The organism is Pelagibacterium mangrovi (genome assembly GCF_036662815.1).
GTDB classification, from domain to species: Bacteria; Pseudomonadota; Alphaproteobacteria; order Rhizobiales; family Devosiaceae; genus Pelagibacterium; species Pelagibacterium mangrovi.
In genome coordinates, this window is the sequence record NZ_JBAFXA010000005.1 from 26013 (window position 1) to 49874 (window position 23862).

At 61.7% G+C, this 23862-nt stretch carries 30 protein-coding genes, 1 tRNA gene and 1 pseudogene; 14 read left to right on the top strand and 18 right to left on the bottom strand.

The annotated features are described in order from the left end of the window. Nucleotides 1-214: 214 nt before the first annotated feature. Nucleotides 215-586 (bottom strand): hypothetical protein, encoded by a 372-nt coding sequence (locus V4T21_RS09590; RefSeq protein ID WP_332715891.1) that lies wholly within the window; start codon nt 584-586, stop codon nt 215-217. A gap of 594 nt (nt 587-1180) precedes the next feature. Here V4T21_RS09590 and V4T21_RS09595 point away from each other — a divergent pair. Both V4T21_RS09595 and V4T21_RS09600 read left to right on the top strand, forming a co-directional pair. Further along, the gene (locus tag V4T21_RS09595) at nt 1181-1993 is read left to right on the top strand and encodes a hypothetical protein (RefSeq protein ID WP_332715893.1); all 813 of its coding nucleotides are present in this window, start codon (nt 1181-1183) and stop codon (nt 1991-1993) included. Nucleotides 1994-2068: 75 nt separating this feature from the next. Continuing rightward, the gene (locus V4T21_RS09600; protein ID WP_332715895.1) at nt 2069-2296 is read left to right on the top strand and encodes a hypothetical protein; all 228 of its coding nucleotides are present in this window, start codon (nt 2069-2071) and stop codon (nt 2294-2296) included. A 31-nt stretch (nt 2297-2327) separates the two neighbouring features. On the opposite strand, the gene V4T21_RS09605 is transcribed toward V4T21_RS09600, so the two are convergent. After that, complete coding sequence (locus V4T21_RS09605; protein WP_332715898.1) at nt 2328-2840, bottom strand: hypothetical protein; 513 nt, start codon at nt 2838-2840, stop codon at nt 2328-2330. A 380-nt stretch (nt 2841-3220) separates the two neighbouring features. On the opposite strand from V4T21_RS09605, the gene V4T21_RS09610 reads away from it, so the two are divergent. After that, nucleotides 3221-3523 carry a hypothetical protein gene (locus V4T21_RS09610; protein WP_332715900.1) on the top strand — a complete coding sequence of 101 codons (303 nt, stop codon included), beginning with the start codon at nt 3221-3223 and terminating at the stop codon, nt 3521-3523. Next, nucleotides 3523-4131 carry a metallophosphoesterase family protein gene (locus V4T21_RS09615; protein WP_332715902.1) on the top strand — a complete coding sequence of 203 codons (609 nt, stop codon included), beginning with the start codon at nt 3523-3525 and terminating at the stop codon, nt 4129-4131. The genes V4T21_RS09610 and V4T21_RS09615 overlap by 1 nt, the downstream gene beginning before the upstream one ends. 56 nt (nt 4132-4187) lie before the next feature. Here the strand turns inward: V4T21_RS09615 and V4T21_RS09620 are convergent, their stop codons facing one another. The 3 genes from V4T21_RS09620 to V4T21_RS09630 all read right to left on the bottom strand — a co-directional run bounded on the left by V4T21_RS09620 (nt 4188) and on the right by V4T21_RS09630 (nt 5470). Next, entirely contained in the window at nt 4188-4511 is a 324-nt protein-coding gene (locus V4T21_RS09620) for a hypothetical protein (protein WP_332715904.1), read from the bottom strand. A 123-nt stretch (nt 4512-4634) separates the two neighbouring features. Continuing rightward, on the bottom strand, nt 4635-5249 hold the full coding sequence (locus V4T21_RS09625; protein ID WP_332715906.1) for an endonuclease: 615 nt from the start codon (nt 5247-5249) through the stop codon (nt 4635-4637). 145 nt (nt 5250-5394) lie between these two features. After that, nucleotides 5395-5470 (bottom strand) — tRNA-Thr (locus tag V4T21_RS09630). Between the two features lie 102 nt (nt 5471-5572). On the opposite strand from V4T21_RS09630, the gene V4T21_RS09635 reads away from it, so the two are divergent. Both V4T21_RS09635 and V4T21_RS09640 read left to right on the top strand, forming a co-directional pair. Next, the gene (locus V4T21_RS09635) at nt 5573-5836 is read left to right on the top strand and encodes an aa3-type cytochrome c oxidase subunit IV (RefSeq protein ID WP_332715908.1); all 264 of its coding nucleotides are present in this window, start codon (nt 5573-5575) and stop codon (nt 5834-5836) included. Between the two features lie 75 nt (nt 5837-5911). Further along, nucleotides 5912-6688, top strand: coding sequence for an NAD kinase (locus V4T21_RS09640; protein WP_332715911.1), 777 nt, complete (start codon nt 5912-5914; stop codon nt 6686-6688). A gap of 100 nt (nt 6689-6788) precedes the next feature. Here V4T21_RS09640 and V4T21_RS09645 read toward each other — a convergent pair whose 3' ends face one another. The 3 genes from V4T21_RS09645 to V4T21_RS09655 all read right to left on the bottom strand — a co-directional run bounded on the left by V4T21_RS09645 (nt 6789) and on the right by V4T21_RS09655 (nt 9520). Further along, the gene (locus V4T21_RS09645) at nt 6789-7997 is read right to left on the bottom strand and encodes a DUF2336 domain-containing protein (RefSeq protein ID WP_332715913.1); all 1209 of its coding nucleotides are present in this window, start codon (nt 7995-7997) and stop codon (nt 6789-6791) included. 68 nt (nt 7998-8065) lie between these two features. Further along, nucleotides 8066-8884, bottom strand: coding sequence for a transglycosylase SLT domain-containing protein (locus V4T21_RS09650; RefSeq protein ID WP_332715915.1), 819 nt, complete (start codon nt 8882-8884; stop codon nt 8066-8068). Nucleotides 8885-8941: 57 nt separating this feature from the next. Continuing rightward, nucleotides 8942-9520 carry a nitroreductase family protein gene (locus V4T21_RS09655; RefSeq protein ID WP_332715917.1) on the bottom strand — a complete coding sequence of 193 codons (579 nt, stop codon included), beginning with the start codon at nt 9518-9520 and terminating at the stop codon, nt 8942-8944. 117 nt (nt 9521-9637) lie between these two features. Here V4T21_RS09655 and V4T21_RS09660 point away from each other — a divergent pair, with 117 nt between their 5' ends. Beyond that, a complete protein-coding gene (locus tag V4T21_RS09660) occupies nt 9638-10621 on the top strand; it encodes an RgsD C-terminal domain-containing protein (RefSeq protein ID WP_332715919.1) in 984 nt (327 codons plus the stop codon). 460 nt (nt 10622-11081) lie between these two features. On the opposite strand, the gene thrS is transcribed toward V4T21_RS09660, so the two are convergent. From thrS to V4T21_RS09675, 3 genes are all read right to left on the bottom strand, one after another. Then, entirely contained in the window at nt 11082-13055 is a 1974-nt protein-coding gene (gene thrS / locus V4T21_RS09665) for a threonine--tRNA ligase (protein WP_332715921.1), read from the bottom strand. A 212-nt stretch (nt 13056-13267) separates the two neighbouring features. After that, nucleotides 13268-13567, bottom strand: a complete 300-nt coding sequence (gene yidD / locus V4T21_RS09670) for a membrane protein insertion efficiency factor YidD (RefSeq protein ID WP_332715923.1) — start codon at nt 13565-13567, stop codon at nt 13268-13270. Further along, a complete protein-coding gene (locus V4T21_RS09675; RefSeq protein WP_332715925.1) occupies nt 13567-13995 on the bottom strand; it encodes an iron-sulfur cluster assembly scaffold protein in 429 nt (142 codons plus the stop codon). Before V4T21_RS09675 ends, yidD begins: the two co-directional genes overlap by 1 nt. 180 nt (nt 13996-14175) lie before the next feature. On the opposite strand from V4T21_RS09675, the gene folE reads away from it, so the two are divergent. Beyond that, on the top strand, nt 14176-14805 hold the full coding sequence (gene folE, locus V4T21_RS09680) for a GTP cyclohydrolase I FolE (RefSeq protein ID WP_440589644.1): 630 nt from the start codon (nt 14176-14178) through the stop codon (nt 14803-14805). 2 nt (nt 14806-14807) lie between these two features. Beyond that, the gene (hisI, locus tag V4T21_RS09685; protein WP_332715927.1) at nt 14808-15251 is read left to right on the top strand and encodes a phosphoribosyl-AMP cyclohydrolase; all 444 of its coding nucleotides are present in this window, start codon (nt 14808-14810) and stop codon (nt 15249-15251) included. Nucleotides 15252-15258: 7 nt separating this feature from the next. On the opposite strand, the gene V4T21_RS09690 is transcribed toward hisI, so the two are convergent. Continuing rightward, a complete protein-coding gene (locus V4T21_RS09690; protein ID WP_332715930.1) occupies nt 15259-16017 on the bottom strand; it encodes a rhomboid family intramembrane serine protease in 759 nt (252 codons plus the stop codon). A 187-nt stretch (nt 16018-16204) separates the two neighbouring features. On the opposite strand from V4T21_RS09690, the gene V4T21_RS09695 reads away from it, so the two are divergent. After that, nucleotides 16205-16855 (top strand): PAS domain-containing protein, encoded by a 651-nt coding sequence (locus V4T21_RS09695; protein ID WP_332715932.1) that lies wholly within the window; start codon nt 16205-16207, stop codon nt 16853-16855. Between the two features lie 107 nt (nt 16856-16962). Then, nucleotides 16963-17595, top strand: coding sequence for a PilZ domain-containing protein (locus tag V4T21_RS09700; protein WP_332715934.1), 633 nt, complete (start codon nt 16963-16965; stop codon nt 17593-17595). A gap of 100 nt (nt 17596-17695) precedes the next feature. Here the strand turns inward: V4T21_RS09700 and V4T21_RS09705 are convergent, their stop codons facing one another. Genes V4T21_RS09705 through V4T21_RS09715 form a run of 3 tightly spaced genes read right to left on the bottom strand, consistent with a single transcriptional unit; the run spans nt 17696 to nt 19953 of the window. Next, nucleotides 17696-18508 (bottom strand): CPBP family intramembrane glutamic endopeptidase, encoded by an 813-nt coding sequence (locus V4T21_RS09705; protein WP_332715937.1) that lies wholly within the window; start codon nt 18506-18508, stop codon nt 17696-17698. 18 nt (nt 18509-18526) lie between these two features. Then, nucleotides 18527-19363, bottom strand: a complete 837-nt coding sequence (locus V4T21_RS09710) for a CPBP family intramembrane glutamic endopeptidase (protein ID WP_332715939.1) — start codon at nt 19361-19363, stop codon at nt 18527-18529. Continuing rightward, complete coding sequence (locus tag V4T21_RS09715) at nt 19360-19953, bottom strand: TetR/AcrR family transcriptional regulator (protein WP_332715941.1); 594 nt, start codon at nt 19951-19953, stop codon at nt 19360-19362. Before V4T21_RS09715 ends, V4T21_RS09710 begins: the two co-directional genes overlap by 4 nt. Nucleotides 19954-20250: 297 nt before the next feature. On the opposite strand from V4T21_RS09715, the pseudogene V4T21_RS09720 reads away from it, so the two are divergent. Further along, nucleotides 20251-20598: pseudogene (locus tag V4T21_RS09720) on the top strand (cell wall hydrolase); the annotation flags it as partial. A 136-nt stretch (nt 20599-20734) separates the two neighbouring features. Then, nucleotides 20735-21364 carry a transglutaminase-like cysteine peptidase gene (locus tag V4T21_RS09725; protein ID WP_332715943.1) on the top strand — a complete coding sequence of 210 codons (630 nt, stop codon included), beginning with the start codon at nt 20735-20737 and terminating at the stop codon, nt 21362-21364. A 75-nt stretch (nt 21365-21439) separates the two neighbouring features. On the opposite strand, the gene V4T21_RS09730 is transcribed toward V4T21_RS09725, so the two are convergent. Further along, on the bottom strand, nt 21440-21766 hold the full coding sequence (locus V4T21_RS09730; RefSeq protein ID WP_332715945.1) for a DUF6949 family protein: 327 nt from the start codon (nt 21764-21766) through the stop codon (nt 21440-21442). 94 nt (nt 21767-21860) lie between these two features. Here V4T21_RS09730 and V4T21_RS09735 point away from each other — a divergent pair, with 94 nt between their 5' ends. Beyond that, nucleotides 21861-22526 (top strand): hypothetical protein, encoded by a 666-nt coding sequence (locus V4T21_RS09735; protein ID WP_332715947.1) that lies wholly within the window; start codon nt 21861-21863, stop codon nt 22524-22526. Nucleotides 22527-22571: 45 nt separating this feature from the next. Here V4T21_RS09735 and V4T21_RS09740 read toward each other — a convergent pair whose 3' ends face one another. Both V4T21_RS09740 and cysE read right to left on the bottom strand, forming a co-directional pair. Then, nucleotides 22572-22787, bottom strand: a complete 216-nt coding sequence (locus tag V4T21_RS09740) for a DUF3126 family protein (RefSeq protein WP_332715949.1) — start codon at nt 22785-22787, stop codon at nt 22572-22574. Between the two features lie 212 nt (nt 22788-22999). Continuing rightward, nucleotides 23000-23821: a serine O-acetyltransferase gene (gene cysE, locus V4T21_RS09745; RefSeq protein WP_332715951.1), complete on the bottom strand. Its 822-nt coding sequence runs from the start codon at nt 23819-23821 to the stop codon at nt 23000-23002. Between the last annotated feature and the right edge of the window lie 41 nt (nt 23822-23862).

The window sequence follows — 23862 nt, forward strand, 5'->3', positions numbered from 1 at the left end:
GTAAGCTTATGGGGAAAAGTTGGGCCGCCGAGGCTTGCACCCCTCGGCGGCCAATGTCGTGCGAAAGCACTACAGGACAGTGTCAAATGTACGCTTTCCGCATGCATGACACAACATCTGTTGCCGCTGCCGCAACGGTTTCTGGACTTCCGTTACCTGGATGGACGCGTCCTGAGCAGGTAACGGGGGTGAACGCAATGCCAATGACGACGCGTCACGATGACGGAGGGGTGGTCCGATATCGGCACGAGCCGTCTGGACTCACGGATGGGATGTGACCAGCCATGCGATGCGCTTCGCGTGGAGCCAGGGCATCGCGAACTGCCTTGCGGGTTTCGACTTCATTGTAGCCGCCGCGCTTGCTGAGGATGTCGACGGCAACCGCGATGACGAGGGCCGCGTTGATGGGCACATTGCCGGGCTGGATGGATCTCCGGTCGAGCGTGAGGATCGCAAAGCTCAAGGCCTCGGTCACAGCGTTCTGGATCGCGGCAGATTCAGGAATGCCAGACGCGCGGCGGCGTTCGCGTTCCGCGCGCTTGCGGTCGCGATCGTCTCGGCGGCGCTGGGCTGTTGTCTTGCTCATGTTCGCGAAGATGTGGCCAGACGATGCAAGGGACAAGTCAGGGAAATGATGGGACGTGTCGGATGGAAACGTCCGTTAGGAGCGCCGCTGAGGGCATCGGAATTGGGTAGATGAAAACGGGACGTGGAAGCGTCTCGACATGCCCACGGCCTGACGCTGACGGATCATGCGACATAGAGGGAGGCGAGGCAGACGACCGGGCCGAGGCAAAAGACTCTGACAACCGCTCCGCATCAAAGAATGTCCTCAGCGTTCGCCTTTCCGGGATTCCAGATTCATCGCGCAGCAGAGCTGCGCAATTTACGCGCGTTAGCGCGGGTGGCGCCATTCAAAAAATCGTACCCCTGGTCGGGAGTCCACACTGTTTTCAACGGGAGGGAGTCGGGAGACCAGACTCGAGTGGGGATAAGCTCAGCGCGCCTCCCGCGCGCTGAGCATAGTGGATGTGGCTACCGTAGGGGAAAGAAGGGATTCCCTATAAGGTAGCCCAAAGGGTCAGACATCCACTGCGTTATGACCCGGGAAACCAGCGCTGGACATGCGCATCAGCGGGCCCCATCTTCTGCCTAATGGATAATTTCACGGGTCTAACTCATGCGTGTTCAGAGCAGCCGTTTTCAGCCGACCGATGCGGTCATCGACATCCCTTTGCCGCTTGCGCAGACTTTGTATCCGTCAGGCCTTTCGGCTCCTCAGATGCGCGCCATGATCATGCTGCTGTCGCGTGTGAATGCCGACGGCTATTTCGAGATCCTAAAGCCTCAGCTCGAAGAAGCCGCCGATCTGCGCATCGACAACGCGACGCGCTTTTTGATGCCTCTATTCGAATCCCTCGTCGGCAATATCGCCGAACCAGACCTCTGGTTCGATGACTTGCAGTACATTCCCGGCATCCGACGGACGACCGCCGGGGTCATTAAAGGAAAGCTATCGCCTGCAGGGGGCTATCACATGCAGCTTGATCGCGGCTTTGTCCCGATCCGTGTTGAAGAGTTCCGCTCGTATTCATCCGTGCACGCAATCCTGCTTCGGCTGCGCCTTGGCGCGTGGTTTCATCGCAACCCGGGGATGAAGCAAGTGAAGATACGGATGACGGCCGAGGACGTGCACGACATGTTCGGCGACTATTGTCGCGCTGCCCGTCGGGAGCGACCAGATGGTGATTACGAAATCACGCTGGGCCGGTTGCTTGCTTCAGTCCTCACGCCGGGCGCAGAGCAGATCAACGCGATTTCGGCCGAGTTTTCCGTCGGGCTGTCGGCGAAACGAAAGGCATCTGGCGCCGTCGGTCGCGCGCTCGAGTTCGTCGAGATATCTGCGAACCGGCTCGAAGACCGCGCAACGCTCAAGGACCTCGTGAAAGCGACCCGTTATCGGGAGCGGATGCAACGGCACCGAAGGGCCTGATAGCCGGCATTTTACCAATCGATTTCACCCAATTTTCGAGGATTCGTGCTATAAGCCGTAGACAAGGAGAAGCACATGTTTTCAGGAGATAATACCGACTTCGTACTCGCGATGAACATGGCCACACGCGCGAAGAATGCCGAAACCGCACGCCGTCGCGCAGCCGCCGGTCAGGCCCGCCTTTCATCGGCACTGTCGGCATTGCAGCGCCGTGTCGCCGAGCTTGAGCAAGAGCTCGCCCGCGAGCGCGGTCTTCGCCTGCAGCTCGAGCTTGTTGCCAAGCGCCGCCGTCTGTTTTCCTGAAACGAAAAAGGCGGGATCGTTCCCGCCCATCTCACGTATACAGCTTGTCGAGGAATGCATCCGTCACCGGCCTTCGCCGCGTCCGCTGCTCCCGCTCACGTTCGATCGCGCGATCCCGTTCGACTGCTTGCTCGTACGCTGCAATGCTCTCATGATCGTACGCCAACAGCCCCCGGATCGAGCGCGTCTGACGCATATGCGCTGACAGCTGCTCATCGGACGCTTGCACGACGAGCGTCAGCATCGGGGCCGGCATCGCACTCAGCCATTTGACGTTATCCGACCCGATCGCATCCAAGACCTCAGCGTGGGGCACACGCCCCCGTGACAGCAGGTCTGCTGCCAGGCGCAGCTGATCGTATCCGCGGTCGGGGGCGACGCCGCGATCTTGCGCGACCTCGTCCTGAATTGTCGGCATCGGGGTCATGGGCATGCCACCGCCGACAAGCTTCATGACGAGCTTGCCGGTCTCATCCCGCACCCACCGCACTGCACTCATGATCGCCGCAAACATCGCGGCAAACGCTCTGAAAATTGCTCGCATCTTGGACCTCCTTGGCTGCGATCGATTCGTTGTCCTTCGGATCGATGAAAGCGACCAGATCGGCCCTCAGAATGACACGCTCACGAACTTGTGATTAAGGGGTGAACGGGGCTACGATGCCGCCAGCCGTGAAATACGAAATCGAACGTTTCGATTTTCGAAGGGTTTCTAGGGGTCAACTAGAATCAATTACTAGCGTTCCGCATCGCGTCAGATGACGATTTTGATATGTGAACGCAAGGATTCTGATCTTCGAGCATCCGCGCCTAACTCGGTAGCTGCAATGCAATCAAGCCCCCATAAATAAAGAGCAACTGATTGCGTGTGACTTTCATCCCCCCAGGGCATCCTCCCTCCATCGTCACCAATGGAGAATATCGATGCCCCGCACCCATGCCGAAACCATGCAAATCGCCGCGCTTGCAGAGAGCATCGGCTACGCGCACCCAGCCGCCGAACTCGAGCCCGCTGGCCGCATGTACGAAGACGCGGCTTGGAACGATCTCGTCGATTGGCTTCGCGAGAATACCGACTCTTGGTCGGATGCCGTACGCGTGTATTGCGCGACCAGATTCGGCCAGTCGATCGAGGAGGTGAGCATCCTCACCGAGGGCTGGATCGCCAGCACCGCGAAGCGACTCGATCGCGAAGACGATCCCGAAGCCATCGTGAGCTTCAACTGATGAAGCCTCTCAAGATCGATGACGACACATATTTCGTCAGCGACACGCACTTCGGCCACGACAGCGCCATCGGCTTCGGCAAGCGCAAGAATGTCGACGGCAGACTCTTCGCGGACGCGAACGAGATGAACGCGGCCATGGTGGCGGCATGGAATGATGCCGTGCCGCCCGATGCGCTTGTCGTACATCTGGGCGATTTCGCGATGAGGATGTCGAAGATCGCTCAGCTCAAACTCTTCAACAAGCTTCACGGTCGCAAGATCCTTGTGCGCGGCAACCACGATCAGCGTGCCGATCGGTTGCCCTGGATTGATATCCACGACATCGCCATCCTCGAGCATGCCGGCCAGCGCATCGTTTGCTGTCACTATCCGATGCGCGAATGGCCCGGCTATCACACCGGCGCGATCCACCTATTCGGGCACACGCACGCGAAGCTCTTATCGTCGAACCGGAGCCTCGACGTCGGCGTCGATGAGATCGGATACGCGCCCCTATCCATTCTCGACATTAAGCAGCGAATGGCGGCGCTGCCGGACATCGATTTTCGCGCTGTGAAGCCCGAAGTCGACGACGCCGAGGATGATCACCTTATCGATTATCGATAGCGAAAAAGGTGTTTTACCCACTTAAGCTCGAATTCCGGCTTGAGTGGGTAAAGCCATCACCCCGCTTTCCGCTTCTTGCCGCCTTCTATGACAGAAAGCCCACCCAGGGCCGGCGGCAGGTCGGGGGGAGGCGTCGGGTCGCGCTCAATGTCCGGCAAATGGATGCCGCATCCCTTCCGATATTTTTGTGCTTTGAAACGGTCTGCGGTCCATGGGCAGTCGGCAGCGAGCAGGTCGAGCATGTGTGCCAGCGAGATGTCAGCTCCGAATTTCGCCGCCAGGCGAGCGAGCCGATATTGGCCCGATCGGCGGCATAAATTGCACTGCACTCGGACGACGACCCACGGATAGTCAACGATGAGGAATGGCTTCGGCGGCATGATTCCATTTGTGCAAAGACCTGCTGCACAATTAGAACATACCAAGAACACCCGTCAACGCACTATAGAGTGACAGCAAGATCGACAGCACGCCGCACAGCAGGAGGACGCGGACTGTCCAACTCACGGGCAATCGAGCCACGAATTGATCGTGCCCTGGAGCTCGAGTATGACTGCTGCACGCGCACACTCGAGTTCAGTCGTCGGATACCTTTGATGCCAGTCCAGCGCGGTTTCGAGCTGCGTGATCGGAAGCTGGGCCCCATACGTGTCACGCACATAAAGAAGCGTTCGCGCGATCATCCCTTTGACCTCGTCCCGAGGCTCAACGAGTCCATCCAGCTCGATGTCGCCCATGATCTGCTCGCCGCGTGACCGGAATGCGCATTCGCCACCGCGCCAGTCGTCGGCGGCCACGAGATCGGCGAACGCGCGATTGCCCCGTGCCGAATTCACGCTGCGTTCCGCCGGCCATAGATTGTGGAGGTCGTTGTCGAAGACCCGATAAGCTGGATCGTTGTCGCAGTCCCCGCAACCCAGCGTCGTTCTCATCCAGCTTGAGGGGTACACGTGCTCGACCGAGTACGTGTCCGTATCCAGCAGCTCGGCCACATCTGCCTCACAGTAAAGCGAGGGGCCTAAGGGAGCGAGGGTCGACCAGAATGCCGATTTCACCGCAGGATCGACGGCAAACGCCGGTGTCGAGAGCAGGACGAAAATGAGTGTGAGGATGCGCATGGGGCAACTATGCTGCATTCGCCGTCGGACGCAAGGATCGCAACCTTGATTCCGCGCCCGGCGTCCCAACGGCGTCCCAGCGGCCAAAATGGACTGGGACGCCCCGAGCGGCGCTTTCAAAACATCAGCAATTCCGGGAGTTTTATGGTGCCGGCAGCAGGACTTGAACCCGCGACCCTCTGATTACAAATCAGATGCTCTACCAACTGAGCTATACCGGCAACGGCGAGGTTGCTAGCACCAGTCCTCCCTCGATGCAAGCGAGCCTTTGAAACCTCCGGCCCACTTCCACGTTTAGTGGTATCAAGCAAGGAGGGCTTACCATGAGCGAAGCACAACTCGTCAGCGTCGACCCCGCGATCGCCGAACCTACGCCGACCCAGCTCGACGCCGAATATGCCGAACACACGCGGACCTATAACGGCTTCGTCCATCTGGCCAAATGGTTCCTCATCCATATGGCGCTGCTGCTGGGCGGAATTTATGTCGCGACCCTCGGCGGGTCGGTGGTGGGCGGTGTCGCCATCATCGTCATCGCATTTGCCGCGCTGATCTACGGGATCATCTCGACGGCGTCGACACGCTGACGCTGGCCAGTTCGAGGCCTGCGTGTTAGATGCCCGGACGGCATTTTAATCTGTCTGCGGTCGGGGAGAACACGCTTGGCGCTTTATACTGACGGCAAGGTCTCCTTCGTGTCTTCGGATACGGCAGAGGCTGTAGCGGCGCGCGAGATACTCGTCGCCAAACACGGCGATCCCGGCATCGAGAACGCCTCGATCATCGTCGCCCTCGGCGGCGACGGGCTGATGCTCGAAACCCTGCATCGGGTGATGGACCTCAGCGTCCCCGTTTACGGGATGAACTTCGGCTCGGTCGGCTTCCTCATGAACGAATACAGCCCCGACGCGCTCGACGTGCGGTTGCGGGCGGCGATGCCGACCACCATCCATCCGCTCAAGATGCGGGTCACCGATGCCACCGGCAAGGTTTCCGAAGCGCTGGCGCTCAACGAAGTCTCGCTCTACCGCTCGTCCTACCAGGCCGCCAAGATCCAGATCCGCATCGACAGCGAGGTTCGCCTTGAAGAGCTGATCTGCGATGGCGTCATCGTCGCCACCCCGGCTGGATCGACGGCGTACAATCTTTCGGCCCATGGCCCGATCCTGCCGATCACGGCGCCGCTTTTGGCGCTGACCCCGATTTCCCCCTTCCGGCCCCGGCGCTGGCGCGGGGCCATTCTTTCGAACCGCGCCAATCTGACCTTCACGACCCTCGAAGCCCAAAAACGGCCCCTCAGCGCCGTTGCCGACAATGTGGAATTTCACAATGTCATCGAGGTGCAGGTCCATGAGGACCGACGGCACTCGGCGACCCTTCTGTTCGATCCCGGGCACAGCCTGGACGAGCGGGTGCTGATCGAGCAGTTCCGGTATTAGAGCGCTTCCAGCAAAAGTGGGCACCACTTTTGCGGTTCGGAAGCGCGACAAAACAAAGACCCAGAGCAAGTGAAGCGATTCGAAGAAACGCGGAAAGACTCTAGGCGGCTGGAAGCGCGAGGCGTTCCGGCGTCAATTCGGCGACCATGATCTCCTCAGGCGCCTCGGCGGCGAAGGCCGGCATGACACCGCGCGCCGCGCGGCGGGCCAGCGCGATATTCTGCTCGTTGAGATAGGCAAAGGATTCATCGAGCGAGGGCGGAAGCTCGCCATCATGCTCGACGATCAATTCCTCGATCAAAAGCGAAACCACATAGTGCCGGGCGGCGACGTCATCGGCCAGATCGGCGCGCCGGGCGTGTCCGACCATCCGCGCCAAAAGGTTGCGAACGGAGGGCGTGAACCCGCAACGGGTAAAGAGCGCATGCAGCGCCGCGCGGCTTCCACCGTCGAGGATGGTGAACACCTTGGCCAGCGGCGTGCCCGATAGCTGGGCGAGGGCATCGGCGAAAAACAGCACATGGCCGTGCACCAGCGCGTGCAGCATCAGCCGGGCGTTGATCTTTTCCCCCTCGGCCATGGCGGCGACATAACCACGCGCGCCCCTACCGGCCTCCCGCTCGCCGATGGCGGTGGTGGCGTTATCGCAAGCGTCGCGCATCAACCGCTCAAGCCGGCGGGGTTGGATGGCGCCCTTGACGATCCGCAGCCCGCCGAGCGCTTGGCGCACGCAACTCACAAGATGCAGCCGCGCGATGCCGGGAAGATCGCGGCGCTTGAGCAGCGCGCCGCGAACCCTGGCATCCTCGCCCCATTTGTCGGCCAGGGCGATAAGATCGTCTTCCGGCAGGCCGATATCGAACCGTTCGAACACGCGCACGCAAAGGTCCGGATCGCCCAGACGCGTCAGGGCCAGGGCAATCCGCTGGCTGAGTGAATCCCGCGCCGTCATGGCCACGAGCATGTCGGGATCGCCCGAGCGGATGATGCCCATCAAATCCGCATCGAGCAGCACCGGCGAAAATTGCACGACGGCGCGCGAGATGACCGGCGCGTCCTGGGCAAGCGAAAGCATGATCGGGCGCGGGGCGTGCTCGGAATGGAGCAATCCATAGGCGAGGGCCGCCCGCACCTTGACCGAAGGATCGTCGAGAAAGCTCATCAGCGCGGCGTAAAGCGCCGCCTGCTCGTCAGCAGGCCCCTTATGCCCCAGATAAGCCAGCGCAGCCAGATGCGCCGCCTGCCCGCGCTCCTCGCTGTTCCGCGATTGCGACAGTTGCACGTAACGCTGATAGGCGACCATACGCATCCCCAAACACTCTTGCGCCAATCCTTAGCCGGCAACACTTAAGGATTGGTTCACCATAAGGCCTGGGATTATTCGCCCGTATAAAGGCCGCTGAACAACGCACGACCGGGAACGGCCTCGGGCGTTTCGACCGGCGAGGACACCGGCGGCGTCGCCTCGGTGGAAAACAGCGAGGTGAACGACACGCCGGGCGGAATGAGCGGACGGTTATCCAGTTCAACGCGGGAAGGAAGCGGCTGCTGGCTGGCGAGCTGTTGCACGTCGAATGCGGAATTGGCCGGCCCGCCGGAATGGCGTGCAACCAGCACCTCATAAACCTCGCGCACCGTGCGCGGACGCCCACCCTCGTAGAAGATGGAGGGATTGGCCGCAGCCGGACGCGGAAAGGCCCCCGCCGCGCTCGCATCGGGACTTTGCAACCCCAGTTCGAAAAAGCGCTCGGCCCCGCTCGGGCCCATGAAATGGGCGATATAGAGCTCGCCCGGACTGGGCATGCGCCCGAACTTGCCGAACAGATAATCGCCATTGCGCCGCGTGAACGCCGCGGCGAGATCGGCGGAAACCTGCGGGTCATGGCGCAGATCGAGAATCTGCTGGCGGGTCGCCGGGTTGGGCACGAAGAATTCGCCGTCGTTCTCGTAGATCTGATCGGCGAAATCCTGATAGCCCAGCCGTGGCCCTTCAGATTTCATCACCTCGAGCCACGTGCTTTCGATGAACTGGAAAAGCCCCGTCGCCGAAGAAGTGGATGCCCTGGCGGCAGGGTTCAAACTGCTTTCGCGGATGGCGGTTTGCAGCAGATAGTCGAAATCCACGCCGTTCCGGGCCCCTGCCCTGTCCAGGGCATAAGCGATGGGCTGCGGAACTGAGGAAATCGGCGAGGCCATGGAAATCCGAGTCGAAAATCTATGGTTAATGAAACCCTACCGACGGTTAATTCCCGGTTAACCTTCCCAATAGCTGGTCAGCGCCTGCGGATCGGGCCGGTCGCGATCTTCAAGCCGGGTTTGCGGCGTACCGATATGGACGAAGCCCACGAATCGCTCGCCCTCTTTGGCGCCCAGCATGGCGGAAGCTTCGTCGTCATAGGCGAACCACCGCGTGACCCAATGAGCGCCGAAACCGAGTGCGTTGGCGGCGTGGCAGAGGTTGAAGGAGACGTTGCCGGCGGCCAGCAATTGCTCGAATTCGGGGATTTTGACGTGCGGCGCGGCTGTCGAGATCACCCCCACGGTCAGCGGCGCGGGCATGAGCTGACGACGCTCGGCCTCAAGCTGTTCCGGGGTCCGATCAGGCCATTTACGCTCGGCGATCTCGAACAGCCGCTCGCCGGCCTTCTGCCGCGCGTCACCCTGGAAAATCACGAAACGCCATGGCGCCAGCTTTCCATGGTCGGGCACGCGACACGCAATCGTGAGCAGTTCGGCAAGCGCATCGGCGTCCGGGCCGGGTTCGGTCAGAAACGGCGCGGTAACTGTGCGGCGGGTCTTGAGATAATCGCGCAGGGCGGCATTGGTGGTCATAACGGGAAATGGGCTCCTAACTTGCTCATCGCGCTCCCTTATGACACAGCTTTTCCCCAATCCAAGACTAGGAATCGCCACCGTTCTGGTGTGGGCGGTTCGGCAAAGAGTGGGCTGATGCGGCTGCGTTCCCTGTTTTTCCTGTGCGTTCTCCTGATTGGCGCGGTTCCCGGTTTCGCTCAGGAGGTCGATGAAGACCTCGTCGCCCCGGTCCCGCCCGCGCGCCCGGCCGAGTTCGGCGGCTCGGCCACCGACGAAGAGGATACCGACCCGGACGTGATGATCGAGGGCACCGAGCTCGATATCGGCCCGGATGCCCGCCCCGATTTTTCCGGCATAACCGATCCCCAGCCCGTCACGCTTTCGGCCCGGCTGACCGACGATGGGCCGTTCATTCCTGCTGGCCTGGTCTGGCGCGTCTTCGACAGCCGCACCGATGCGACGGGCGAGCTGGCGATGGTCGCCAAATCCGAGGAAGCCACGGCCAGCCTGAGCCTGCCGCCGGGCGAATACATAATGCACGTCGCCTATGGCCGCGCGCAGGCCAGCGATACGCTGTTCGTGGAGCCCGGACCCAACACCCACACCATCGTCTTCGAAGTCGGCGGCCTGCGCCTTTCGGCGATGATCAGTGGCGACGTGCCCATCCCCAGCGACCTGCTGCGCTTCGACATCTATTCCGATGGTCCCAACGGACGCACCACCGTTGCCGAAAACGTCGCGCCCGACGAGCTGATCCATCTCAACGCGGGGATTTATTCGATCGTCTCCCGGTTCGGAACGATCAACGCCGTGGTCCGCTCCGAATTGCGCGTCGAATCCGGACAGGTCACCGAAGCCACGCTGCATCACAAGGCCGCCCAGGTCTCGCTGCGTCTCGTCTCGGAAGAAGGCGGCGAGGCGATCGCCGACGTGGAATGGACGATCAAGACGCCGGAAGGGGAAACCATCTTCTCCGACATCGGCGCCTTCCCCGCCACGGTATTGGCCGAGGGCGACTACCTCGCCTTGGCCAAGCTGGGCGACAAGGTCTACAATCGCGAATTCGAAATCGTCACCGGCAGCCCTCGGGAAGTCGAGATTTTGACGACGGTTTATTAGGCGCCCCACTCCATCCGCTCGTCATTGTCGGGCGTGACCCGACAATCTGCAACGCTGCCAGCGGTACGGGAGGGGTTTAGGGACACACCTCTGGCCGCAGTGTACAGCGCCAGCTCAGCGCCCCCCTCATCCGCCCCTTCGGGGCACCTTCTCCCACCAGGGGAGAAGGGTTGGGGATGAGGGGGCGCAGCGATTGAACAGCCGCCGCGATGGATATTGAAGCTCAGCGCACCCCTCATCCGCCCCGGCTTCGCCGGCCCATCTTCCCCCTCAAGGGGAGGAGGAGAACCGTGGCAGCGTTTCGGCAAGAGTACCAACGCTGCCAGGAGCTACCCTTCTCCCCTTGAGGGAGAAGGTGCCCCGAAGGGGCGGATGAGGGGTGTGCTGAGGTGGCCATATGCACAAACCTCGGCGTGCCCATGCAAAAAAATATCCCCGGCTCATCACCGGGGATAAAACATTACGCCACTTTCCGCTTCAAATCCGGCGGCGTCACCTGCCCAACCAGTTCTGAAATCGCCTCCGCGACCGGTTTGACCGTCTGCCCCTGGCTACCAAGCTGGCGGATAGACACTGTCTTTTCCTCGGCCTCCCTCCGACCCGCGACGAAGATGAACGGCACGCGCCCCACCGAGTGCTCGCGCACCTTGTAGTTGATCGACTCGTTGCGAATGTCGAGTTCGGCCCGGATACCCCTCGCCTGAAGGTCCGCGACCACCTCGCGGGCATAATCGTCGGCATCCGAGACGATGGTCGCGACCACCACCTGCACCGGCGCCAGCCAGAGCGGCATGCGGCCGGCGTAGCTTTCGATCATCATGCCGATAAAGCGCTCGAGCGATCCCAGGATTGCCCGGTGCAGCATGACGGGGCGCTGGCGCGAACCGTCCTCGGCCACATAGGAGGCATCCAGCCGCTCCGGCATCACGAAATCGAGCTGCAAGGTGCCGCATTGCCACGAGCGCCCGATGGCATCCTTGAGATGGAATTCGAGCTTGGGGCCATAGAACGCCCCCTCGCCTTCCGCGATCTCGAAATCGCGCCCGGTGGCCCTCAGCGCATCGCCAAGGCTCTTTTCCGCGAGGTCCCAGACCGCATCGTCACCGGCCCGGGTTTCCGGCCGCGTGGCGAGCAGGATTTTGACTTCGGTAAAGCCCATGTCCTCATAGACGGAATCGAGCAGCGCGCAGAACTTCTCGGTTTCGGCCTGAATCTGATCGACCCGGCAGAAGATGTGCGCGTCGTCCTGCGTCATCTGGCGCACGCGCATCAGCCCGTGCAGAGCCCCATGCGCCTCGTTGCGATGGCAGCAGCCGAATTCGGCAAGCCGCAAAGGCAGATCGCGGTAGGACTTGATCCCCTGGTTGAAGACCTGAACGTGCGCGGGGCAGTTCATGGGCTTCAGCGCCAGAAGGTTGGCATCGGCGGAAATCACCGGCTGATCGCCCTCGGTCGAGGGCGTCTCGTCGGGCACCACGAACATGTTCTCGCGGAACTTGCCCCAATGGCCCGATTTCTCCCACAGCTTGTTGTCCAGAAGCTGCGGCGTCTTGATTTCCTTGTAGCCCGCATCGTTCAAACGACGGCGGATATATTCCTCCATCTGATTGTACATGACGAACCCCTTGGGATGCCAGAACACCGACCCCTGCGCCTCGGGCTGGAAGTGGTAGAGGTCCATCTCCTGCCCGATCTTGCGGTGATCGCGCTTTTCGGCTTCCTCGATCATGTGGAGGTAGGCGTCGAGCTGGTCCTTGCTGGCCCAGGCCGTGCCATAGATGCGGCTCAGAACCTCGCGGTCGGAATCGCCGCGCCAATAAGCACCCGCCACCTTGGTGAGCTTGAACGCCTTGCCCACATCCTTGGTCGTCCGCATATGCGGGCCGCGGCAGAGGTCGAACCACTGGCCCTGCTTGTAGATCTTGACGTCCTGATCCTCGGGAATGGCATCGACGAGCTCGACCTTGAACTGCTCGCCCTTGGCCGAAAACACCTTCTTGGCCTCGTCCCGGCTCCAGACTTCCTTGGTGAACTCCGCGCCCCGATCGACGATCTCTTCCATCTTCTTTTCGATCGCGCGCAAATCGTCTTCCGAGAACGGCTCGGCGCGGTAGAAATCGTAATAGAAGCCGTTTTCGATAACCGGGCCGATGGTCACCTGCGTATCCGGCCAAAGCTCCTGCACCGCTTCGGCGAGCACGTGCGCCGCATCGTGGCGGATAAGTTCGAGCGCAGCCTCGTCGTCGCGCAAAACGAATTCGATGGCGCCATCGGCTTCGAGCGGATCGGAGAGATCGGCCAGAACCCCGTTCCAGCGCGTCGCCACGGTTTTCTTGGCCAGCGACTTGGAGATACCCTCGACGATGGTGGTCCCGGTGGTGCCTTTGGCGTATTCACGCACTGCACCGTCGGGGAACGTCACCTTGATCGTCATTTTCAATCTCCAAATTGCTCACGATTGAGCGGGGTTTCGCATTTGCGAGGCGGTTGATTAGCATGAATGGCCCCGGATTCCAGCCCTTTGTTGTCTTGGGCGCTTGCAACGGGCACCCCTTCTCCCCTTGAGGGAGAAGGGGTGCCGACGAAGCCGGGTCGGATGAAGGGTGGGCAGCGCTCGATCTGCCAACCGCGGCACGCGTAGGGATCCTACCCCCACCGCCCATACCGCCATGGCAGATACCACCGCGCCGCGCCCGGCACTTCCTCCGGCACGGGGTCATACCCATGCGTTCCCCGAGGCCGGCACCGCCAGATGCGGGCGGCACCCATCCAGCCGCCGGGCCAGAAGCCGTGCCGCAAAATCGCGTCGCGGGTGAATTCAGAGCACGAGGGGGCGTGGCGGCAGTTTCGGCCCATGATGGAGGAAAGCGTGTAGCGATAGGCCTGGATCAGGAGATAGGCCGTCCATTTGAAGGGCCAGTCGATAACGGCCCAGAGCCGGTCCATCACACCCCTGCCCTGTCCAGCGCCTCGGTCACCGCCTCGAACACCAGAAGCGTCGAAGCGTGGCGGGCGGGAAAGCCGCGAACGGGCGCGAGATATTTGAGATCGTCCCAACGCCCGGTGGGCGGCGGACCGTCGGATTTGAGCATCGCGATCATCTGCTCGCGCAGGGCGCGCAATTCGGCGGGCGTCGAGCCCACGATATGTTCAGCAATGATCGCCGCGCTGGTCTGGCCCAGCGCGCAAGCATTGACGCTGGCGCCATAGGCCGTGACCGCCCCGTCGGCCAATTGCAGATCCACCTCGATGGCCGAGCCGCAAACGCGGGAAACCTTGCGAGCCGATCCGTCGGGCGCTTCGAGACGCGGCATCTGGCGCGCCGCGCCGGCGATTTCAAGGATGCGATCGCTGTAAAGGTCGGAAAATTCCATTTCGCGCCGGGTCGGGGTCGTTTCGACTATTGTTCAGTTAATCTTGCCAATCTGTTTTCTTGTCGAATGGCACGCCAAAACTATATAAGGAGCCGTGCGCGGACCTGCAAACCAATTGGTCCAGATGCAACCCTTCGGCGTCTTGCGGATGAAATGGCGCCGACAGCAGGGGACTTTCCGATGGAAATGAACGTCAAGCCCAAAGCCCTCGCCCAGACCGCGCTAGAGCGGGTCATCGACCGCCCCAGCCGGCAGGAAGCCGAAGCGGCGGTGCGCACGCTCATCGCATGGGCCGGCGACAACCCCGATCGCGAAGGGCTGCTCGACACTCCGCGCCGCGTGGTCGACGCCTATACCGAATTTTTCGCCGGCTACGATCAGAGCGCCGCAGCGATTCTGGAAACGACCTTCACCGAGGTCGGCGGCTATGACGATATCGTGCTGGTGCGCGACATCCCCTTTTCCTCCCATTGCGAGCACCACATGGTGCCCTTCGTGGGCAAGGCGCACATCGCCTATCTGCCCCATGATGGCGTTGTGGGTCTCTCCAAGCTGGCGCGGGTGACCGACGTCTTCGCCAAGCGCCTGCAGACGCAGGAAAACCTCACGGCCCAGATCATCGAGGCCATCAACGAGGCGATTAACCCGCGCGGCGCCGCCGTGATGCTCGAGGCCGAGCATATGTGCATGTCCATGCGCGGCGTGCAAAAGCACGGGTCGTCGACCGTAACCCACCGCTTCACCGGCGTTTTTGCCGAGGACCGGCAGGAACAGGACCGCTTTTTCGCGCTGATCCGCGCCGGACGATAGACATGTTTGCCGATCCTCAATCGCTCACCGAAGCCGAACGCGAATCGGGTTCGGTCTTTGCACCCAAATTCGACGCGAACGGGCTCGTCACCGCCATCACGGTGGAAACCGGCACGAACCAGATTCTCATGGTCGCCCATATGAATGCCGAGGCGCTCGCCGAGACGCTGCGCTCGGGTTATGCGACCTACTGGTCCCGCTCGCGCGGCAAGCTCTGGAAAAAGGGCGAAAGCTCTGGCGAGCTCCAGGAGCTTGTCGAAATGCGCACCGACTGCGATCAGGACGCAATTGTGCTGACCGTCAGGCAGACCGGCCACGGCGCAGCCTGCCATACCGGACGCAAATCCTGCTTTTACCGCAAGGTCGAGATGGTGGATGGCAAAGCGCGTCTCGCCGACACCGGAGAACCGCGCCTGTTCGACCCCGAAGAGGTTTACGGGCGCTGAGGCTGGCTTAGCGCTCGGACCGCAAACGCCGCCGCGCCATCGCATCCAGCGCTGAGGGCAGCAGCAGCCCCGCGACAAACCCGCCGATATGGGCTTCCCAGGCGATAGCAACGCTTGTGCCCAGAATCATCGGGGCAAACCCGATCAGCAGGTTGAGCCCCATCCAGAAGATGATGAACACGCGGCTGCGCGGATTGCGGAACACGCCCCCCAGCGTAGCCGTGCGCCGCCCGAGCGGGACGGGTTCACCGGTTTCGGCATCCCTGCCCCAGATGGGCGGTTCGAAGATGAACCGCATGGCCGCCCCCGTGAGCGCCGAAACGCCGCCCGAAGCGCCCAGCAGAACGGCGAACTGGTTGATCGAAAAGCTCATGGCCAGCGCCTGCACCAACGCGCCCGCCAGCGCACCCAACAGAAAAACGATCAGCACCCCAACCGCTCCATACCGCCGGCCGACCGGCGTGCCGAAAATGGCAAGCCAGGCGGTATTGATCGCCAGATGCATGTAATCGACATGCAGGAAGGCGTGGGTAAACCCCGTCCAGAGCAAGGGCAACATCCCGCCCGGCCACTCCGCACCATTGAAGAACCGATCGGGAATGAAAGCGAACCAGATGCGCAGATTGCCCAACCCGTACTCGTCCAGCGCAAGGTCGGCGGCGACGTGAATCGCCCACATCAACCCCACCAGCACCGTGATCACGCCCGGCACGTTGAAGATGGGTTCGCGTTGCGGAGCGCCGGAGGGATCTTCGTTATCGGACATCGGATTTTCCCTTGTTTTCCTAAAGCTTAGCCGCCGGCTCGAACATTATCCACATGGGCGCCGTGGATATTAACCTTAATGATTGTTTAAGAGCGCTTTTGCGCAGCGAATTTGGCACTGTCACGTTGTGTCGGCGGAAACTCATATCGAGCTTCCCCACTCTCGATCCAGACCAGCCGGGAATAAAATGCAACAGCGCTCGACGAAAACGCTCTACTCCTATTGGAACGAGATTCGCGGCGCCCGTTCCGCCCCGGAACGCCGTGATATCGACCCTACACGGATTCGCGACGCGCTGGCCCAGACCTTCATTCTCGAATCGAACGACGGCATCGATTTTTCCTTCCGGCTGGCCGGTTCCCACATCTGCGCGACCTATTGCCGGGAACTCAAGACCCGCCCCTTCTCCTCGCTCTGGGCCATGCGCGACCATGACGCGCTCGAAACGCTCATGCGGGCGGTGACCGAGGATCATGCGGTGGCGCTGGTCACCTTTGAGGGCCAGACCGAACGCGGCGAAAAGCTCGCGTTCGAAATGGCGCTGTTTCCGCTGCGGCACAACGGCATCACATCGGCCCGCATGCTGGGCAGCCTCACCGCGCTCGACGCGCCCTACTGGCTGGGCATCCACCCCATCGTCGACCAGCGCATCACGGGACTGCGCCTGATCTGGCCCGACGACAGGGATACCGTCACCCCCGAAGGCTGTCGCAACGCCATGATGGAAGACATCGCCGCCGTCGTGAACGACACGCGCGCGCCCATGCCGGCGACGGTCGCGGGATACTCTGCTCGCCGCTACGCCCATCTTTCGGTGATCGACGGCGGAAAGAGCTGATCGGGCGGCATTCAAGCCAAATCGTGACTGGCCGCCTTACCGTCCGTTAACGCTATGACGCATATTGTCGGAGGAATTCCGGCAGCGATCAGGGGCGGACGCGGCATATGCTCATCGAGAATCCGATGCATGGGACTCATCCCGGTTCCTCGCCCACCAGCGAGGACGAAGGACGCTTCCAGCGTGTGCGCGTCTCGATTCTGGGCCGCTACATGCTGGTCGACCGCCGCGAGTTCCCCTGCCAAATCATCGAAATGTCTCCCGGTGACGCGCTCGTCATCGCGCCGGTTCCCGGCCGCGTGGGCGAAAAGATCATCATTTATCTCGACCATCTGGGCCGGGTGGAAGGGACTATCCTCGAGCTCACCGATGGCGGCTTCCGCATGGACCTCGTCGCCTCGCCGCGCAAGCGCGAGAAGGTCGCCGCGCAGCTCACCTGGCTGACCAACAAGGATTTGCTGAATTTGCCCGAGGACCGGCGACACGAACGCATGGTCCCCGATATTCGCCACTCCTCGATCCTGCTCGAGGACGGACGGCGCTACAATTGCAAGATCACCGACATCTCGCTTTCGGGCGCCGCTGTCGAAATCGACGTGCGCCCGGCGCTGGGCACCCCGATCACGCTCGGCCGCATGCGCGCCCGCGTGGTGCGGCACTTCTCCGACGGCATCGCCGTCGAATTCGCCTCGGTTCAGGAAATGCTGACCGTGGTGCAGCAGAATTTGCGGATCACCTGATCCGCCCAGGCAAGCACCACGGCTTTATTCGCGCGCGCTAACCGCAAAACCGGCAACCACTTTTGCTGCGCGCGCTTTTGGGTGCAGCAAAACCTACGGATCACCTGAGCCTAAGCCGAGCGCTCGAAACCTCGACCACCAGCACCGCCAGCGAAAACGGGACGATCCCGATCGCGACGAGTTGCAGCATCTCGACGCCTTCGACCGCGAAGTGCCGGCGCTCGGTATTGAGCAAAAGCTGGGCGACGGTCTGGAACGCGACGTGCAGGCCTATCGACGTCCAGACCGATCCCGTACTGGCGCGAACCATCCCCAAAACCAAGGCGATGAAGAAGAACATGACCAGCCTGCCCAGCGCGGGCGCGCCCGTCGTGACGGTCCACAACGCCGCTCCCCAAAGCGCGAAAAGCACCGCCTGCGCGATGTTGGCGCCCCAATAGCCGAGCCGGGTGCCCAGATTGACCTGCATATAGCCCCGAAACGCTAGTTCCTCGGGCAAGGCTTCGTAGATGAAGACGAGCAGAACCAGCAGCGGCACGAACAGCGCAATCTCGGCGATCGGCGCCACCGGCATGATGCTCACCCATCCGAAACCCAGGACGATCGCAAAGCCGAGCGCGGACGGCAGCAGGAAAGCCAGGGCACCGATCAAAAATTGCACGACCGCCCCGGATGAGAATTCCAGCCCAAGGCTTTGGACCGATTTGCCGTCGAGCACCCGCCGCGCCACGACAACCATCGGCACCGCCAGAACAGTGGCCAAGACGGCGCTGACGATATGTCCGCCGAGGCTGTAGCCATCGGCGCCCGTGCCCCAGATCAGGTTTCGCAGCAAGGACAACAGCAACCAGATGGCAACCATCGCCACCCAGACGATTCCGACCCTCAAATATGGCGATGCAATCGGGGGCATTGAAATCTCCTTTTCGGATCAGCGCACGGCCAGCGCCAGCAAAATTCCCGCTTCGGGAGCCACATGGGCGAGAAAGGCCGGCCACAGGCTGCCAGTCAGCGCGCGTATCCAGCCCAGCACCAGCCCGGCGATAAATGTCAGCAGCAGATAGGGCAGAGAGAAAACCAGCGCGCCGTCCGCATCGAGCGCTATTCCATGGACCAGCCCGAACAGCCAAGCCGTCAGGACCACGCCCCAGCCGATCCGCGCCCCGCCAAAGGTCCAGCGCGTCCCGAACGCGCGATCCAGCAACGCCAGCATGAAACCGCGAAAGACGATTTCCTCGACGAGATTGGGATGGGTCGTGTCGAACAACACCCGCTCGAGCGTAAGCTCTTGGGCGCTCGCGCCGCCCAGCAACGCAAAACCGGCGATAGCCAGTATGGCGATGTTGATGAAGGCGATCGGCAGCGTGCCGGGCCGCGTCGCCCAGGTCCACCCGATCTCGCGCCGCATCTGCGGGCTCAACATCCCGATCAGCAGCAGGCACCAGACCAGATCAAGCGTCTTGCCCTGCCAGTTCCAATCGAGCTCGGCGAAAAACCCGATACGCGGCAGGCTCAACCCGATCAAATTGACGAGGAACAGGAGCGACATGGCGACCACGGCAATCGCCGCCTCCCTGCCCGCCCGCGCCGCAACAGGGAGAGCGATGGCCAGCCAGACCAGCAGAATTAGTCCACCAACGGCAAACGCATTGCCGATTAACCCAATATCGGCACCGCTCTGCGACGAAACGAACACCGCCGCGGCACCGACGACGCCGACCGGTACGGCCGCATGGCGCCAGCCCAATCCGACAAGAACCGCGCTCACCGATCGGTTCTGCGCATGCCGCGCGCGAAGAGCTCGACCAGCTCGTCGGCATAGGCGGCGAGATCGGTTTCGGGTCGCCACGCCCATTCTTCCAGCGCGCTTTCCACCGATTTGGCGATCACCGCTGCCATGACACCGGCATCGAGTGGGCGCAATTGCCCCGCCGCCTGCCCCGCTTCGATCAGGGAAACCAGGACGGCCCGCTCCTCGGCTGTTGAATTGGCGATGGTGTCGGCCAGATTGCCGGTCGTGTGGTTCATCGCGAGTGCGCCGATGGCGAGAAGTTCGTCGCGATGCCCTTCCATGTAGCCGAGCTGGTGCCGGATATAGGCCGCGATCTGACCGGCGGGATCGCCCGCCTGTTCGAGAAACGGCGTCATATAGGCGCCCGCCGCTTCTACAACATGCTCGAACACGGCGGAAAACATCTCGTCCTTGCCGGCGAAATGATAGGAGATGACGCTTTTGGAAATGCCGGCTTGTGCCGCGATCCGCGACAGCGAGGCCCGCGCATAACCCTCGCGCGCCAACACCGAGATCGCCGCCGCGATGATCTGCTTTCGCCGTGCCTGCTCGATAAAGCTCGCCATTCCCCACCAAAATCGACCAATCGGCCTGATTTTAGACCAATCGGACTGTTTTTCAAGCCAGCGATCGTAGTGAACCGATCCTTAACCCGATCGCTCCTAATGTATCGGCCAGTCGCGCTAGGTCCGGTCGCGGGGGCGGGTTCGGATGGCGCAACCACCCGCGTAATCTGGATGGTTTTTGTTATGCGTATCGTCAAAAAGGTAGCGGCTCTTGCCGTCAGCCTTGCCGCCCTCACCTCCCTTGCCGGGTGCACATCGCTCCTGGGTGGGCTGTTCGGCGGGTCCAAGAACCCGCATGAATGCATGACGCGCGTCATGTATTTCGAGTCCAACCGTTCAAGCCCCGATGGCATGCTGGCCGTTGGCACCGTGGTGATGAACCGCGTCGGCTCCCACCAGTTCCCCAACGATGTCTGCGGCGTTGTCGGCCAGAAGAACCAGTTCGCCAGCGGCGTACTGCACAACAAGATGACCGAACCCCGTTCGGTGGCGCTGGCCTCGCAGATGGCCTCGCGCGTGCTGCGCGGCGAACGCCACCCCGGCGTTTACGACGCCATGTATTTCCACACTGCCGGGCTGACCTTCCCCTACCGCAACATGCATTACGTGCTGGTCGCCGGCGGCAACGCGTTCTACGCGCGCCGCTGAATCAAAAGCGCAGGATTTATGCCTAACGGTTTGTAAAACAAGCCGATAAAACACGCATAAAAACTGCGTGGCAATTTTTCTATCAGGGCAATTGCCGCCCTCTATCGTGATCTTCGTCGGGGAGATCACGATAATGAAAAACACATCGATCCTTGTTTCGGGCCTTGTCGCCCTCATCGCGTCAATCGGAGCCGCCGCACCCGTGGCCGCCCAGGACGCCCGTATCCAGACCGCTTACGCCGAAGTGGCCGTCACCCATACCTCCATCCCGGTCGGCCATCTGGAATATTGCCAGAAGCGCCCCTATGAGTGCCAGCCGATGGCGCCGGCCGCTCCGGTCGCGCTCAATGACGACCTCTGGCGCCAGCTTCAGGACGTCAACAACCACTACAACACGACGGTCACCGCCGTCAGCGACCAGGACCTCTATGGCATTGCCGAGTTCTGGACCTATCCCACCTCGGGCTATGGCGACTGCGAGGATTTCGTCCTCGCCAAGCGCGCCGCCCTGATCGAACGCGGCTGGGAGCCTGCGAACCTTCTGATTTCCGTCGTGCGGCAGCCCAATGGCGAAGGCCACGCCGTGCTGATGGTGCGTACCGACCGTGGCGACATGGTGCTCGACAATCAGGAAGGCCTGATCAAGCTTTGGAACGAGACGTCCTATACGTTTCTCAAGCGCCAGTCCCAGGCCCACGCGGGCCAGTGGGTGGATATTCTGAGCGGCGACGACGTGACCGTCACCGCAACCGCCGGCTACTGATCTAGCGCAACCCAATCCACTCCCCGACAGGAGTGTCAAACTCGGGCCAGCCTCTTTTGAGCGCTGGCCTTCTTTTTATGCGGCTGCCCTAAGCATCGAAACATAGGTCCCCACGACCATCAGTCCGGTGACGAAGCTCCAGCTAAAGGCGATGAAGGCGGCCAAAAGCGCGTTGACCGCAGAGGTGCGCCCGCTGGCATCGGCCTGCCACCCCAGCCGCAGCAGCATATAGGGACCACAAAGAAAGACGACGAACAGGTTCGCAAAGCTCTCCAACCCGTTGCGCCCCTCGACACGGAAGCCGGCCACCTTGCGGGCGAACTGCTGATAGAGATGCGTACCGGTGCCCGCGACACTCATGCCGATAGCGACGAGAAACAGGGCCAACAGCAATTGGGTCACGAAACCTGCCTCCGGCACATCGCGGCTTTTACGATTTGTTAAGCATAGCGGGGGCCAAACTCGCTGTCATGGCCCTCGCACTTTGATGGTTAATGTGAACAGACCCGCCACCCTGCCCCGGCCTTTTGGGTCCGTGCTCTATACGATCGCCTGCATCGCGCTGATTGTGGCGATGGCGACTCTGGGCCTCGCCTATGGCGTCCGCGCCTATCTCGATGCTATGGCCGAAGGGACCATCGAACCGACGCTCACGGCCAACCATATCGTGACGATCGGCGCCCAGCCTTACGTGCTGCCCGCCGCCTTGCTGGCCGATCCGACCCAGCGCCGCGACGGCTTTGCTGAACGGATCGATCTCACCCTCGCCCTGCCGCTGGCCGCCGAGGGATTGAGCGAGGTGGCGATCACCATCATGCCGCGCGGGCGGGCGCGCACCAGCGCGACGCTGCTCGACAGCGTTTATCTGCACCAGTTCGCCGACACCCAGCTTTCGGGCATCGCAGGCCTCGTGGGCAAGCCGCTGGAAGGCGATGCCGGAACGCGCGGAGAAACCGTCTGGTACGATCCGCTCAGCGCCAGCCCGTTCGTCGCCAAATGCATGGCGCCGGTCGCGGCGGAAAGCGACGCCCGCACCTGCCTGCGCGTCATGGCCCTATCGGACCGCAACACCGCCGTCGTGTCCTTCGACGCCACGGTGCTCGGCAATTGGCGGGTATTCGATGCGCGGATCGAAGAAGCCTTGGCGCTCTTCCGCAAATAAAAAGGGGGCCCGGAGGCCCCCAAAATTTATGTCCGCGCGGATTGATCAGACTTCGTCGAGATCGATATCGAGGATGGAAATCTGGACCATATAGGACCGCTCGCCCTCGTCCTCGTCCACATAGATCAACCCGAAGAACTCATCACCCAGATAGAGTTCGACCGAATCGTCCTGCTTGGGGCGCGGCCGTACGTCGATCTCGGCCGTGCCGAATTTCTTTTGCAAATATTTCTGCAGCTTGATGATTTCTTCGTGCTTCACAAAAATTCTCCGTTGTGCGCCATCGCCAGACGAAACCGAAAATTCCGCCTGCGAAAACGCAATCACATGACATCGCTGGAACGCTTCCAGAAAAAATACGATCCACTTTTGTGGTTCGGAAGCGCAACAAAACAGGGACTGATCGGCGCGACTTTAGCCATCATGCGCCATAACGCAAGAACGGGGAGGAGATTTCCCCGCTGCTCACGATGTCAGTCCCGAGGGACCATGACGATCTGATCCATCACCGTTGCGGGCTGGTTGCATCCCGCCTCGCCCACTACCTTGGCGGGAACCCCGGCGACGGTGGTGCGCTCGGGCACTTCCTTGAGCACCACCGAACCCGCCGCGATGCGCGAGCAATCTCCGACCCGGATATTGCCCAAAATCTTGGCCCCCGCCCCGATCAGCACGCCATTGCCGATCTTGGGGTGGCGGTCCTGATCGGCCTTGCCGGTGCCCCCCAGCGTTACCGAATGGAGGATCGAAACGTGATCGCCGATCACCGCCGTCTCGCCCACGACGAACCCGGTGGCGTGATCGAGCATGATGCCCTTGCCGATCCGGGCGGCGGGATTGATATCGACCTGGAAGACCTGGCTCGACCGGCTCTGGAGATACAGCGCGAAATCGCGACGCCCCGCATGCCACAGAGCATGGGCGAACCGGTGCGTCTGGATCGCCTGGAAGCCCTTGAAGAACAGGAACGGCTCGATGACCCGATGGCAGGCCGGATCGCGTTCGAGCGTCGCGGCCAGATCGGCGCGTGCCGACGAACCGATCTCGGGATGGATATCGAGCATTTCCTCAAACGCCTGCCGGATCAGATCGGCTGGCGCATCCGAATGATCGAGCCGCCCGGCAAGCCGATGCGCCAGGGCCGATTCGAGGTCGGAATGGTTGAGAACGCTCGAAATCGCCATCTGCGTGAGAAAGGGTTCATCCGCGCAAATGCGCTCGGCATCACTTCTCATCGTGTCCCATATGGGATCGACAGCCTTGAGCGTGCCGGGCTTTTTGACGCTGGACGACATAAAATACTCCGCGAACGAGATTTTTGGATCGACAGATATAG

Excerpts from the sequence above, each read along its gene's own strand:
- V4T21_RS09590 (WP_332715891.1), bottom strand. The coding sequence starts at position 586 with ATGAGCAAGACAACAGCCCAGCGCCGCCGAGACGATCGCGACCGCAAG.
- V4T21_RS09595 (WP_332715893.1), top strand. The coding sequence starts at position 1,181 with ATGCGTGTTCAGAGCAGCCGTTTTCAGCCGACCGATGCGGTCATCGAC.
- V4T21_RS09600 (WP_332715895.1), top strand. The coding sequence starts at position 2,069 with ATGTTTTCAGGAGATAATACCGACTTCGTACTCGCGATGAACATGGCC.
- V4T21_RS09605 (WP_332715898.1), bottom strand. The coding sequence starts at position 2,840 with ATGCGAGCAATTTTCAGAGCGTTTGCCGCGATGTTTGCGGCGATCATG.
- V4T21_RS09610 (WP_332715900.1), top strand. The coding sequence starts at position 3,221 with ATGCCCCGCACCCATGCCGAAACCATGCAAATCGCCGCGCTTGCAGAG.
- V4T21_RS09615 (WP_332715902.1), top strand. The coding sequence starts at position 3,523 with ATGAAGCCTCTCAAGATCGATGACGACACATATTTCGTCAGCGACACG.
- V4T21_RS09620 (WP_332715904.1), bottom strand. The coding sequence starts at position 4,511 with ATGCCGCCGAAGCCATTCCTCATCGTTGACTATCCGTGGGTCGTCGTC.
- V4T21_RS09625 (WP_332715906.1), bottom strand. The coding sequence starts at position 5,249 with ATGCGCATCCTCACACTCATTTTCGTCCTGCTCTCGACACCGGCGTTT.
- V4T21_RS09635 (WP_332715908.1), top strand. The coding sequence starts at position 5,573 with ATGAGCGAAGCACAACTCGTCAGCGTCGACCCCGCGATCGCCGAACCT.
- V4T21_RS09645 (WP_332715913.1), bottom strand. The coding sequence starts at position 7,997 with ATGCGTATGGTCGCCTATCAGCGTTACGTGCAACTGTCGCAATCGCGG.
- V4T21_RS09650 (WP_332715915.1), bottom strand. The coding sequence starts at position 8,884 with ATGGCCTCGCCGATTTCCTCAGTTCCGCAGCCCATCGCTTATGCCCTG.
- V4T21_RS09655 (WP_332715917.1), bottom strand. The coding sequence starts at position 9,520 with ATGACCACCAATGCCGCCCTGCGCGATTATCTCAAGACCCGCCGCACA.
- V4T21_RS09660 (WP_332715919.1), top strand. The coding sequence starts at position 9,638 with ATGCGGCTGCGTTCCCTGTTTTTCCTGTGCGTTCTCCTGATTGGCGCG.
- thrS (WP_332715921.1), bottom strand. The coding sequence starts at position 13,055 with ATGACGATCAAGGTGACGTTCCCCGACGGTGCAGTGCGTGAATACGCC.
- yidD (WP_332715923.1), bottom strand. The coding sequence starts at position 13,567 with ATGGACCGGCTCTGGGCCGTTATCGACTGGCCCTTCAAATGGACGGCC.
- V4T21_RS09675 (WP_332715925.1), bottom strand. The coding sequence starts at position 13,995 with ATGGAATTTTCCGACCTTTACAGCGATCGCATCCTTGAAATCGCCGGC.
- folE (WP_440589644.1), top strand. The coding sequence starts at position 14,176 with ATGGAAATGAACGTCAAGCCCAAAGCCCTCGCCCAGACCGCGCTAGAG.
- hisI (WP_332715927.1), top strand. The coding sequence starts at position 14,808 with ATGTTTGCCGATCCTCAATCGCTCACCGAAGCCGAACGCGAATCGGGT.
- V4T21_RS09690 (WP_332715930.1), bottom strand. The coding sequence starts at position 16,017 with ATGTCCGATAACGAAGATCCCTCCGGCGCTCCGCAACGCGAACCCATC.
- V4T21_RS09695 (WP_332715932.1), top strand. The coding sequence starts at position 16,205 with ATGCAACAGCGCTCGACGAAAACGCTCTACTCCTATTGGAACGAGATT.
- V4T21_RS09700 (WP_332715934.1), top strand. The coding sequence starts at position 16,963 with ATGCTCATCGAGAATCCGATGCATGGGACTCATCCCGGTTCCTCGCCC.
- V4T21_RS09705 (WP_332715937.1), bottom strand. The coding sequence starts at position 18,508 with ATGCCCCCGATTGCATCGCCATATTTGAGGGTCGGAATCGTCTGGGTG.
- V4T21_RS09715 (WP_332715941.1), bottom strand. The coding sequence starts at position 19,953 with ATGGCGAGCTTTATCGAGCAGGCACGGCGAAAGCAGATCATCGCGGCG.
- V4T21_RS09725 (WP_332715943.1), top strand. The coding sequence starts at position 20,735 with ATGAAAAACACATCGATCCTTGTTTCGGGCCTTGTCGCCCTCATCGCG.
- cysE (WP_332715951.1), bottom strand. The coding sequence starts at position 23,821 with ATGTCGTCCAGCGTCAAAAAGCCCGGCACGCTCAAGGCTGTCGATCCC.